Annotated in this window: 6 protein-coding genes and 1 pseudogene; 6 read left to right on the top strand and 1 reads right to left on the bottom strand. The window is 37.7% G+C overall.

From position 1 onward, the window contains the following. Positions 1-848: 848 nt before the first annotated feature. From V4B17_RS05225 to V4B17_RS05200, 6 genes and pseudogenes are all read left to right on the top strand, one after another. Entirely contained in the window at positions 849-2480 is a 1632-nt protein-coding gene (locus V4B17_RS05225; protein WP_455479124.1) for a hypothetical protein, read from the top strand. Beyond that, positions 2434-3231 carry an autotransporter outer membrane beta-barrel domain-containing protein gene (locus tag V4B17_RS05220; protein WP_455479123.1) on the top strand — a complete coding sequence of 266 codons (798 nt, stop codon included), beginning with the start codon at positions 2434-2436 and terminating at the stop codon, positions 3229-3231. The genes V4B17_RS05225 and V4B17_RS05220 overlap by 47 nt, the downstream gene beginning before the upstream one ends. A 99-nt stretch (positions 3232-3330) precedes the next feature. Then, positions 3331-6600, top strand: coding sequence for an autotransporter outer membrane beta-barrel domain-containing protein (locus V4B17_RS05215; protein ID WP_455479122.1), 3270 nt, complete (start codon positions 3331-3333; stop codon positions 6598-6600). A 162-nt stretch (positions 6601-6762) separates the two neighbouring features. Then, positions 6763-10218 carry an autotransporter outer membrane beta-barrel domain-containing protein gene (locus tag V4B17_RS05210; protein ID WP_455479121.1) on the top strand — a complete coding sequence of 1152 codons (3456 nt, stop codon included), beginning with the start codon at positions 6763-6765 and terminating at the stop codon, positions 10216-10218. Positions 10219-11017: 799 nt separating this feature from the next. Further along, entirely contained in the window at positions 11018-11224 is a 207-nt protein-coding gene (locus V4B17_RS05205; protein ID WP_455480230.1) for a hypothetical protein, read from the top strand. A gap of 22 nt (positions 11225-11246) precedes the next feature. Beyond that, positions 11247-11352: pseudogene (locus V4B17_RS05200) on the top strand (autotransporter outer membrane beta-barrel domain-containing protein); the annotation flags it as partial. 133 nt (positions 11353-11485) lie between these two features. On the opposite strand, the gene V4B17_RS05195 reads toward V4B17_RS05200, so the two are convergent. After that, positions 11486-12457: a WD40 repeat domain-containing protein gene (locus tag V4B17_RS05195; RefSeq protein ID WP_455480191.1), complete on the bottom strand. Its 972-nt coding sequence runs from the start codon at positions 12455-12457 to the stop codon at positions 11486-11488. Between the last annotated feature and the right edge of the window lie 10 nt (positions 12458-12467).

Genomic DNA, 12467 nt, shown 5'->3' with positions numbered 1-12467 from the left:
TACTTTTAGTTTAATAAGACATGTGGTGATGACAGATTCAATATTGAGGTGGGAAAATTGGATTATTGGATGATGCATGTTTGTGGGGGTATTTAACCGAGGCATTGGCTGTGATTGAAGAAGCGCACGTTGTTGTTTATCTATGATAAACTTTCTTTTGTTTGCGATTCTCGTGATAAACAACTTGTGCATTTAGAAGATTCTTTTCCGTTGAGTGTCTTTGATTTTTTTTAGAATCTGGATTTAGCGTTTATGCACAACGGTTTCCAAAGGTTATATTTCATAATGATTTGATCCTACAAGCATAATTTATGAAGGATGATTTTTCTGGAACACATTTTCCCAGCGAGTTAAGCTATTACTTTTAGCTGTATTTTTTCTTTGACACGTTATCTATAAAAATCACAAACATAAAACGTGTCTTTGTTATGTTATTTTTTTGATTTTGACTTTACATATAATACAAAACAAATTAAACGATAGGTATGCATAAATTGATTTTGATGGATGTTGTTTTTTAGTTTTTAATGAGAATAAGAAAAAAAATTACAGTAAATTATGACTAAAGTCTTAAAACGTTACGTATGTTTATGTACGCTCACAGCCTCTATTTTTTTCTTTGCGCCCAATATAGATATTAAGGCGCAGGATAATTTTTCGTGTAGTTCCCTTTTTATGATATATCCATGTGATTTTGTCGAGATATATGAAAAAAATATGGAATTTGAAACAGCTAATATGCGTGCTGTTGATACAGATTCCGTTAAGGCTACGGTCGTAAAAAATCTAGTAATATTGTCATTAAGGATGAAAAAGAAGAAAATTTAGCTGTTGGTGAGATCTTACAATTGAAAAAATCTGGTGCAATTACGTCAGAGATATTTGTGCCCCAAAAGATGTTAACCCTTGTGGGCGATGTTTTTGTGATTAGCAATAGCAAAAAAGTAAGTGGTTGTGATAATGGCATAAATCACGCAATTTTTGGTGTAAAACAAGGCGGTTTTCTTATTGTTGAGAATAGTGAGATTAATGTCACCAATGTTCATGGTTTAGTAAGTGAAAGTTCACCAATAATTTTTCCTGAAGATTGGTCTTTTGAAACCTTTCCGAAGTTTTGGAAGGATTCTGTGGTTTTTTTTGAAGACTCAAATATTACTATTAAAGAGCATGGGATTTATGGCCTATATTTTGGAGGGAAATCCTCAAAATATGAGTATGAAATGGGCGAGATGCTCTCTCCGTTAGGGATGTTGTGGTTTAAGAATACCGTCTTTAAAGTTCCAGATGGTACGGCTATTTATATCAATGATGCCAGAAGATTTCCTATTATCACTGTATCGAGTAACACATGTATTTTTGCTGATTTGTTATTAGATGTTAAGAATAACTCATATATGGGAATGCAAGCTGATGCTTTTTTTCTTGTAGGGGGATCACGCGTTAGTGAAGAGTCTTATGCTGAGATTGAGTTATTTAATAAATCGCAATGGACTGTGACGCCAGGAAAAAACAATAATCGGAAAAATTCACAATCTATAGATTCGTCAATTTCATTTCTGAGGCTCGCTGATAGTTCCCTTGTTTTTAAGAAACCAACAAGTGGTAATTATCAGACTCTTCATGTCGGAAGATCGAATAATGATGTTTTAGATAATGGTATCTTAAATTATGTTTATCTTGCGAAAGTTGATTCACGCCTTCTTACAAGTGCATATCTAGCTACAGATGGTGAAAATAGGGGAATAAAGGCTGATAAATTTTTTGTCTATGGTGATGTTTATGGAAAAACAAAAGTCTATATTTTGGAAGTTTCAGAAAGTTCAGAGAAAAGAGAAAACTTTAGTCAAGATGAGCAAAGAGATGGCTACAGTGTTTCGGTTATTCAGCTTCATGGAAAGTCAGAGGAAGATTCATTTAGGTTAGCAGCTGGTTGCGTAGCACTAAGAGGAGCGCCTTATCGATACCGTCTTTCCGCTTATGGCTCAAGTTCCTCTCTTAAGAAAGTAAAAGATGATGATAGATTGATAAAACAAAAGCTGGTTAATAGTAATGGGGGTTTTTGGGCTTTTCGTCTTGAAGCTGAGTATATGCAGCTTTCTTCTCGTAGGCTTCATTCTCAGTTGAAAAGCGCTCGGTTTGAAAGCAATGTTTCTCGTTGCCGTTTACCTCGATCCGTTGGATCTGGCGATGATCTGAATTATGTTGTGGCTGATTTTTGGGCTTTTGTTCTTCATCCTGAAGTGCCAATTAAGGCCGTTGTGCCACAAGTTCCAACGTATCTGCTTTTGCCAGATGCTTTGTTTCATGTTGGTTTTATGGACATGGGGAATCAAAATAAGCAGCTGGAGACTGTGCGTACTTCTGTTAGAGGACTTTTTGTAAGTAGTGAAAATCCGGCTTTTTTTGTGCGGGGTTACGGTGAAAATCATCGTTATGCTTCAGATTTATCTGCGCTTGAATATGGTTATAAAAAATCTTGATTATGATGCTGTAAAGGCGGGTGTTTTGCTAAAGGTGATTGAGAGTGCACATCGTGTCATGACCTTTGGAATTATAAGAACTTATGGAAAAATTGCTCTACAGCCTCAAGATGTTGAACAAAGCAAAAAAAATGTATTTGATAGCTGGTCGGTTACAGCGTATGGCAGCATGCAGTATGATACGGGTTTTTATCTAGATGGTCTGTTTTCTTGTGGTTTATTTAAGGGTGATGTCCTTACTCTTTCAAGGAGAAAGACGGCAACATTGAAGGGAAGTCCTCTGAGTGCTTCATTGATTGGTGGTAAGACGGTTGTGATAGGGTATGAAGGTTTTGTTTTTGATCCACAGGTTCAAGTTGTTTATCAAAATTTGCAATTTGATAAGATATCTGGTATTGGTAATTTTGATATTGAGATGGCAAAATCTGGGCAGTGGGTGATGCGTGTTGGTGGGCATTTTACGAGGAATCCTGCTGCATCCGAGAAGAGGTGTGTTGTTTCTCTCAGTGGAAAGCTTCATCTTGTTCATAATTTTGGAGGAGAACAATCTGTGCATTTTAAAGATGCATTCCAGCTTGGTGCCTTTGGTTCTTTCTTAAGAATTGGATTGGGTTTTAGTATTCAATTATTTTCAAAATTTGTATTTCATGGGGATGCAACTTATCAGCATCAACTTAGAAAAGATGGTTTCTCGGAAAACGGGTTTTTCTGGCAATCTTCAGTACCATTTTTAGCTATACATGGGATATGAGATAGGTTTTATGTTACTCACAATTCGAGTTTTTAACTGAGTTTTAGCGTAGTTGTTATTTGTTTCAAAAAAAGGGGGGAGAAAGTTTGCGATAGATTTATGGTTAATATACTTAAAAGTTATAAATTTTTCTTTACCTTCACAGCGGCTTCTTTTTTGCCAGTTGTCAATGTTAACGCCGCTGGGGCTTCGTGTGATCCAGAAGCGAGTTTTTATACATGCAGAGATGGTAAAAATCACACAATCAAAAATAAAAATTATCGTTTAGAAAGTTCTCAGGGATCGGTTTCTGATTCTGCTCCCATTGCAGCCATATATGTAGAAAAAGCAGGCACTGTTGTTAATGCTTCTCAGATAACAGTTATAGGCAATAATCCGGAGACAATATCCTCATATGGTGGATATGCACAAGGTGGTGGAAAGCTTGTTCTAACTGATTCAAATTTTAACAATATACCCGCTCTTCGTGCTCAGGATGCGGTTATTAGCATGACAAAAGGGTCAATTCAGGGGAGTTCGCATGCCATTTATGCATCGGGGAAAAAAACGGATATTTCTTTAATTACTGTAAATATTAATATTGAACCGGATAATTTAGATATAAAAGGGATTGGTATTCTTAGCGGTTATGGCGCACTGGTTAGGACGGCAGGTGGTAGCGTCACTTTTAATGAGATTGGCTCATTTTCAACACGGTTTAGGGGGCGGTATATTCTTGATACCACGACCATTAGGGGAAAAGGAAAAAGGGAGAACTTTGTAGCTGATAATAGAAATATGGTTATATTACCAGAAGCTTTTGAGATATTTCAAGGTGGTAATGTTCATTTGAAAAGTAGTTCTGTTCAGCTTACTGATATGCATGGCTTTTTGATTAAAAATTTTTCATTTTATGCAGATTTTGATGCAGCTGAAAATAGGTTATTTCTTAAGCATGGTTTATCAGAGCACTTCGTAGATACACGTATTAGTATTGAAAAATCAAATATTTCTGTGAAAGGAGAGGGAGCACACGGTCTGTATTTTCACGCATTAACTCTCGACGATACTATTAATATGCTCAATCAAAATGATATAAAACTTTCGGGAAGAGAAAGGAGTGTTCTGGGGATAGCATCTGTTCGTTTATACAGCACAAATTTTGCAGTTCCAGATGGTATAGCTATTTATAGTACGGGGTCTAATGGTTATGGATCTGAAGGTATTCTTGAATTATCAGATGAAACAAGGATTTCTGGTGATTTGTTGCTAAAAGCTGAAAGTAACTCTTCTCTATTTGTGAAAGCAAATGCTTCTTCTCTTAAAGGGGGTACGCGTGTTGAGGACATATCTAGAGCTGGATTAGAATTAAAGCGTAGCTCGACATGGTATCTTACCAAAAGTAGGTATGAAGGTTTACAGGAAAAAGATTCTACAGATTCATCAATCTCATATGTAAGTCTTTCCGATAGTACTATTGTTTTCGATAAACATCCATCTGGTGGTTATCAAACGCTGCGTATTGGAAAAAAAATAAATGCAGCTGAAGAAGACAAGATATTATACGATCTGTTATATAAAAAAGCCTATAGTGCAAAGGGGAATGTTCAGATCAAGCTTAGTACGTTTTTGGATGATGATGGTTTGTTTGATCCTCAACAAACGGATCGCATTTTGATCTATGGTGATGTTTCTGGAAATACTCTTGTTCATATAGAAAATTTTCAAAAAAATTCATACGAAGAGGTACGTGATGGAAGAGATCAAAGCATTTCACTTATTCAAGTTTCCGGGATAGCACAGGAAGATTCTTTTAAACTCGCCAGTGCCTATACCACAGTCAATGGTTTTCCTTATCAATATCATCTTCGTGGCTATGGCCCGAGTTCCTCCTTTGGAACAGCAGATGCTAAACAAAGATTAGTTGAAGGTGAAGGAGATTTTTGGGATTTCCGCCTCGAAGGTATCTATATTAATCCTGATCCAGATTCTTCTGAGACTGTGTCTCCTACGCCTTCTCCATATTCGCCCTTTGAACCGGGTGATACTTCATCTTTTGAGCCTTCTGTGCCGGTAGATCCTTCACTTACTCCCTCTACATCTAACACATCTTCTCCATCTGCGTCCTCTGAGCCAGGTGGTTCTCCATCTTCTGGGTCTTCTGCGCCGGTAGATCCTTCACTTACTCCCTCTACATCTGACACATCTTCTCCATCTGCACCTTCTGAGCCAGGTGGTTCTCCATCTTCTGGGTCTTCTGCGCCGGTAGATCCTTCACTTACTCCCTCTACATCTGACACATCTTCTCCATCTGCACCTTCTGAGCCAGGTGGTTCTCCATCTTCTAAGCCTTCTGCACCGGTAGATCCTTCACCCACTCCCTCTGTTCCTGTTAAGCCTGATATTCATTCAAAATTAGGAATTAGGGCTGTAGTTCCGCAAGTGCCAACTTATCTCCTTTTACCAAATGCTTTATTCCAGGCTGGATTGATGGATCTTACTGCTCAAAATAGAAAATTGGAGAAAATGCGAATTGCTTCTGGAGGTTCTTTAAAGAGCGGTGAAAATACAGCGTTTTTCCTGCATGCTTATGGTGGAAGTCATCATTATGCTTCCAATTTGTCTGCTTTTGAATATGGGTATGGAGCTGAACTCGATTATACTGCGCTGGAAGCAGGTGTTTTGCTGAAGGAAATTGAGAGTTTATACAGCCGCACATTCTTTGGGGTCACGGGAACTTATGGAAGTCTCTCTCTTCATCCTCTAAATGTTGAACAAAGAAAAAAGAGTCCATTTGATAAATGGTCTGTTGCTACCTATGGAAGTATGCAACATGACGCGGGTTTTTATATGGACGGATTATTATCTTATGGTCTGTTTAGGGGAGATGTTCTCACTCTTGCACGTGGCAAGGCAGCAACGCTAAAGGGTAAACAGCTCAATGCTTTCATGACCAGTGGTAAAACATTTGCAATAGGGCATGCGGGTGTTGTTTTTGATCCGCAGGTTCAGCTTATTTATCAGCGTCTCCAGTTTGATCGTGTGTGTGATGTTGATGATCTTGATATTGATATGGGAAAATTTAATCAATGGACGGCGCGTGCTGGTGGGCGTTTAACTAAGTTTCTTGCGCCTTTTGAAGGGGGGCGTGCTGTTTCTTTCTATGGTAAGCTTTATTTTATGCGTAGTTTTGGAGATAGACAGTTTGTGTCATTTAAAAATGATTTCCAGTTAGGTGATTTTGGCTCTTCTTTAGAAGCGGGTCTTGGCTTTAATGCCAAATTATCTTCAAAATTTGTATTTCACGGAGATATAAATTATCAGCATAGACTGACAAAAGCAGGGTTTTCTGGAATGGGCTTTTCTGGTAGATTACAATATCATTTTTAATTATCCATGAAATATAGAATAATATATATATAATTATATAAGTATTATCTTAATCATTAAGATAACTATTTATTGTATATTTATTTATTGTATATTTATTTTAAGAAGTTGATAATATACATTGTGTGATTGCTCTTCGTTAATAAATAGGGGTAAGGAAGAATGGTGATAAATGTATTTTATAAGCATGCATTTTTATACAATTTTACAATATCTATTCTTTATTTTTTGCAGATTATTTATGTTAATGCTGCAGGCTCTTCGAGTGATGCAGGAGAGGCATTGTATAAATGCGATGATGGAAGAACACATTTTCTTGCAGATAAAGTTTATTACTTAAAAAATTCTCAGGAGGCCGCTCCCATTGCAGCCATATATGTAGAAAAAGCAGGCACTGTTGTTAATGCCTCTCAGATAACAGTTTACGGTGATAATCCAGATAAAATATCTTCTTATGGGGCGTATGTAAGCAATGGTGGAAAACTTAATCTAATAGCGACAGATTTTAAGGACATACCTGCTCTTCGTGCTCAAAATGCAGTCATTAGCATGACAGTAGGGGAAATTAAGGGCGTTTCACATGCTGTTTATGCATGGGGAAGAGAAACAGATATTTCTTTAGTTAGTGTGAATATCGATGTTCAGCCAGATAATTTGAAGGTAAAAAGAATCGGTATTATGAGTGGTTTTGATGCAATGATTAGAATGTCAGACGGTACCGTTAATTTTAATCAGATTGGCTCATTTTCAACTCGGTTTGGGGGGCGGTATATTCTTGATACTATGGGTATTACGGGGCAAGGAAAGAGAGAAGAAGCTAGAACAGATGGTGATGGTGCTATGGGGGTATTGCCGGAAGCTTTTGAGATATTTCAAGGGGGTGATGTTCATTTGAAAAACAGTTTTATTCATCTTAACAATATGTATGCATTCTTTATTAAAAATTTTTCAAGTTATGTAGACGATAATGGCAAATTAATTCAAAAATATGTTTCACCAGATGGCTTTAAAAATACAAGTGTCAAGATTGAGAGATCAAATATTTCTGTGAAAGGGGAGGGAGCACACGGTCTGTATTTTCATATTTTATCTCCAGAAGATCTTGCTAAGATATCGGGGCAACAAAATAATGAAAAAATTTTAGAAACCAAAAAAGTTCTCACGGGGAAGGCATTTGTTCGTTTATATAATACAGATTTTGCAGTTCCAGATGGTATAGCTATTTATAGTACGGGGTCTAATGGCTATGGATCTGAAGGTATCCTTGAATTATCGGGTGAAACAAGGATTTCTGGTGATTTGTTGCTAAAAGCTGAAAGTAACTCTTCTCTATTTGTGAAAGCAAATGCTTCTTCTCTTAAAGGGGGTACGCGTGTTGAGGACATATCTAGAGCTGGATTAGAATTAAAGCGTAGCTCGACATGGTATCTTACCAAAAGTAGGTATGAAGGTTTACAGGAAAAAGATTCTACAGATTCATCAATCTCATATGTAAGTCTTTCCGATAGTACTATTGTTTTCGATAAACATCCATCTGGTGGTTATCAAACGCTGCGTATTGGAAAAAAAATAAATGCAGCTGAAGAAGACAAGATATTATACGATCTGTTATATAAAAAAGCCTATAGTGCAAAGGGGAATGTTCAGATCAAGCTTAGTACGTTTTTGGATGATGATGGTTTGTTTGATCCTCAACAAACGGATCGCATTTTGATCTATGGTGATGTTTCTGGAAATACTCTTGTTCATATAGAAAATTTTCAAAAAAATTCATACGAAGAGGTACGTGATGGAAGAGATCAAAGCATTTCACTTATTCAAGTTTCCGGGATAGCACAGGAAGATTCTTTTAAACTCGCCAGTGCCTATACCACAGTCAATGGTTTTCCTTATCAATATCATCTTCGTGGCTATGGCCCGAGTTCCTCCTTTGGAACAGCAGATGCTAAACAAAGATTAGTTGAAGGTGAAGGAGATTTTTGGGATTTCCGCCTCGAAGGTATCTATATTAATCCTGATCCAGATTCTTCTGAGACTGTGTCTCCTACGCCTTCTCCATATTCGCCCTTTGAACCGGGTGATACTTCATCTTTTGAGCCTTCTGTGCCGGTAGATCCTTCACTTACTCCCTCTACATCTAACACATCTTCTCCATCTGCGTCCTCTGAGCCAGGTGGTTCTCCATCTTCTGGGTCTTCTGCGCCGGTAGATCCTTCACTTACTCCCTCTACATCTAACACATCTTCTCCATCTGCGTCCTCTGAGCCAGGTGGTTCTCCATCTTCTGGGTCTTCTGCGCCGGTAGATCCTTCACTTACTCCCTCTACATCTGACACATCTTCTCCATTTGCACCTTCTGAGCCAGGTGGTTCTTCATCTTCTGGGTCTTCTGCGCCGGTAGATCCTTCACTTACTCCCTCTACATCTGACACATCTTCTCCATCTGCACCTTCTGAGCCAGGTGGTTCTCCATCTTCTAAGCCTTCTGCACCGGTAGATCCTTCACTTACTCCCTCTACATCTGACACATCTTCTCCATCTGCACCTTCTGAGCCAGGTGGTTCTCCATCTTCTAAGTCTTCTGCACCGGTAGATCCTTCACCCACTCCCTCTGTTCCTGTTAAGCCTGATATTCATTCAAAACTAGAAATTATGGCTGTAGTTCCGCAAGTGCCAACTTATCTCCTTTTACCAAATGCTTTATTCCAGGCTGGATTGATGGATCTTACCGCTCAAAATAGAAAATTGGAGAAAATGCGAATTGCTTCTGGAGGTTCTTTAAAGAGCGGTGAAAATACAGCGTTTTTCCTGCATGCTTATGGTGGAAGTCATCATTATGCTTCCAATTTGTCTGCTTTTGAATATGGGTATGGAGCTGAACTCGATTATACTGCGCTGGAAGCAGGTGTTTTGCTGAAGGAAATTGAGAGTTTATACAGCCGCACATTCTTTGGGGTCACGGGAACTTATGGAAGTCTCTCTCTTCATCCTCTAAATGTTGAACAAAGAAAAAAGAGTCCATTTGATAAATGGTCTGTTGCTACCTATGGAAGTATGCAACATGACGCGGGTTTTTATATGGACGGATTATTATCTTATGGTCTGTTTAGGGGAGATGTTCTCACTCTTGCACGTGGCAAGGCAGCAACGCTAAAGGGTAAACAGCTCAATGCTTTCATGACCAGTGGTAAAACATTTGCAATAGGGCATGCGGGTGTTGTTTTTGATCCGCAGGTTCAGCTTATTTATCAGCGTCTCCAGTTTGATCGTGTGTGTGATGTTGATGATCTTGATATTGATATGGGAAAATTTAATCAATGGACGGCGCGTGCTGGTGGGCGTTTAACTAAGTTTCTTGCGCCTTTTGAAGGGGGGCGTGCTGTTTCTTTCTATGGTAAGCTTTATTTTATGCGTAGTTTTGGAGATAGACAGTTTGTGTCATTTAAAAATGATTTCCAGTTAGGTGATTTTGGCTCTTCTTTAGAAGCGGGTCTTGGCTTTAATGCCAAATTATCTTCAAAATTTGTATTTCACGGAGATATAAATTATCAGCATAGACTGACAAAAGCAGGGTTTTCTGGAGCAAGTTTCTCTGCTGGTTTGCGCCACCTTTTTTGACAAAGTATGGTATGTGTTTTTATAAAAAAGGCAGTAAAAAATGCTGCCTTTTACTTTCTTAAAATCAATATTATTTCATCTCAGTAGTTCTTTTATTTATTGATGAAAAAAGCCACAATATGTAATTTTTTTGGTTTATGATTGAAAACGCTTCTTGACTGTATTGTTTTCTTTTATGCCACTATACCACAACGATTTTTTAAAAATTTTTGGTGTTTATAATATGATATGGGATTGGTAATTTCATTTTTATTTTCAGAATCTTGAATGATGAATGCTTGATGCTAATGGTATAATGTTTCAAAAAGTTGTTTGTTATTGATGATTTTTTTATTAATATAAGTGGATCAAAATTGGTTTTTAGAGACGATTTTCTTGGTGAATTTTGTTATTGTTTTTTATCTTCTCTTTGCTAGTTTTTGTGTAGATTACAAGTTTGAGTTGTGATTTTATTATCATGTTCTGTTTTAAATTTTTTTAAAGATATTTATTTGAGTATTTTTCAGTAATACTGGTCTTTTAAGAAAGAGGGTAATTTGAGGTGGGATTGTGATGAAAATGTTTTTAAAAATTTGCTTTCCTGGGTTTCACCAGTTATGATTTTTTGCAAATCGTAGGCGCTAATGCAAATGTTGAAGAAAGTGGATTTCAAATATTATTTCTGTTGCTATAGTAGCGCAAGAGGATGTTAAGGCGATGTGTACCGTAACCATCGGTGCTCCGAATTATGGTGTTATAAAAGAGAGAGCTTATAACAAGATAGTTTGAGAAATTAAGTGCTGGCGTTGTGGGTGGAACCATGTTTGGTATTTTTTCGAAAAGTTTTTTTGCGAGCTTTTTTACTGGCTTATTTTCAAGCAGTATGAAATTTTTCTGGAATCTTGCCAAAGAGATTTTAAGCAAAACAGTTTTAAGTTCCATATCTTCTGATATTATAAATGGGAATATTGGTGTTCTCGATGATGATGACAAGCCGTTTTTTGCTGGAAGCTTTAAGAGTAAGTGATTTTTATAGAAGTATGCATCGTGACATAGTTTTTTATATGGATGAGGTTGTTATCTTATGGTTTATTCATGGGTGATATTTTTATCCTTATACGGGGTAAAACAGCGACATTAAAAGGTAAATATCTTAGATATTTTAGAGATGTTTTCTAGCTTGATACATTTGGCTTTTTTGGAGAGGAAGAGGGTCTTGATTCTTAATGGTCTTTGGATGATCGTTCGGACATTCTGATCTGCAATGATTGTATTCTTGGTGCTTTTCTCAAACAGTGATGTTGATAATACCGCATTCACCATTTTCGCTGCCGAAAGCTAGGTTATGCCCCGTTTGATCCCATTTTAGCGCTGAAATGGCACTTTTTCCACATCCTTTGAGAAGAACTTCTTTTTTATCGCGAAAATGTGCACACAAAATCACTCCATCATTGAAGCCTATTGCCACAATTTCTTCGCTTGGATGGCATGAAACGGTACTGACAAGCGCATTTGCTCGTGTACCGAGTTCTAATGGTGTTTTCTCTATGGGGCCATCCTTTGTATGAAATGGCCAAACAATGGCCGCTGATGCGCCTGATGTTGCCAGCCATTTTCCTTTTGAGCTCCAAGACCAGCTTTTGACTTTACTTGGGTAGCCACTCATGCGTAAATGTTGGTTATCTGCGAGGCGCCAGCCATGTAGAGCGTTTTCTTGCATAGTAGAAATAACATATCGGTTGTCTGGTGAGAAGGTGACACCAAAATGTGCTCCTTTCCATATCAATGTGGTTGAAGTCGTTTGTGTTGATAACCAATGAAGTGTAACACCATTGTAATGGGCAACAGCAAGACGTAGACCTTTGGGGGCGAAAGCAAGACCCTCCACACTGTGTTCATGAATAAGCTTTTGCAGTCCTTTACCGATATTTACCAATGTTAGACGTGAAGAGGCAAAGGCAAAAACTTTCTGTGGTCCAAAAGCAACCTTGCTTATCCATTTGCGTTCTTGTTGACCCAGAACTTCTGTACGACCATCTGCTGTTGTTTGACAGGCTTTTCCATCTTCTCCACCTGTGATAATCGCTGTATTATCATGAGAAAAATGGCTTGAGATTATTCCTTGGTGAACTTCAATGATTTTTGGGGTTGAACTTAAAAAAACAATTAAACCTTCTACTGAGACGAAGGTTGGTTTATTGTTAATAAAACCGCAGGAAAGACAGTAGCTTCGGAGATCGTAATTGATAATGCTTGGGATTGTCATTCAC

This window comes from Bartonella sp. B23, assembly GCF_053793815.1.
The sequence above is the reverse complement of the archived record's forward strand: the minus strand, read 5'-3'. Positions and strand labels throughout refer to the sequence as shown.

Coding starts and splice junctions, on each gene's coding strand:
- V4B17_RS05220 (WP_455479123.1), top strand. CDS start 2,434: ATGCTTCAGATTTATCTGCGCTTGAATATGGTTATAAAAAATCTTGAT.
- V4B17_RS05205 (WP_455480230.1), top strand. CDS start 11,018: ATGTTTGGTATTTTTTCGAAAAGTTTTTTTGCGAGCTTTTTTACTGGC.
- V4B17_RS05210 (WP_455479121.1), top strand. CDS start 6,763: ATGGTGATAAATGTATTTTATAAGCATGCATTTTTATACAATTTTACA.
- V4B17_RS05215 (WP_455479122.1), top strand. CDS start 3,331: ATGGTTAATATACTTAAAAGTTATAAATTTTTCTTTACCTTCACAGCG.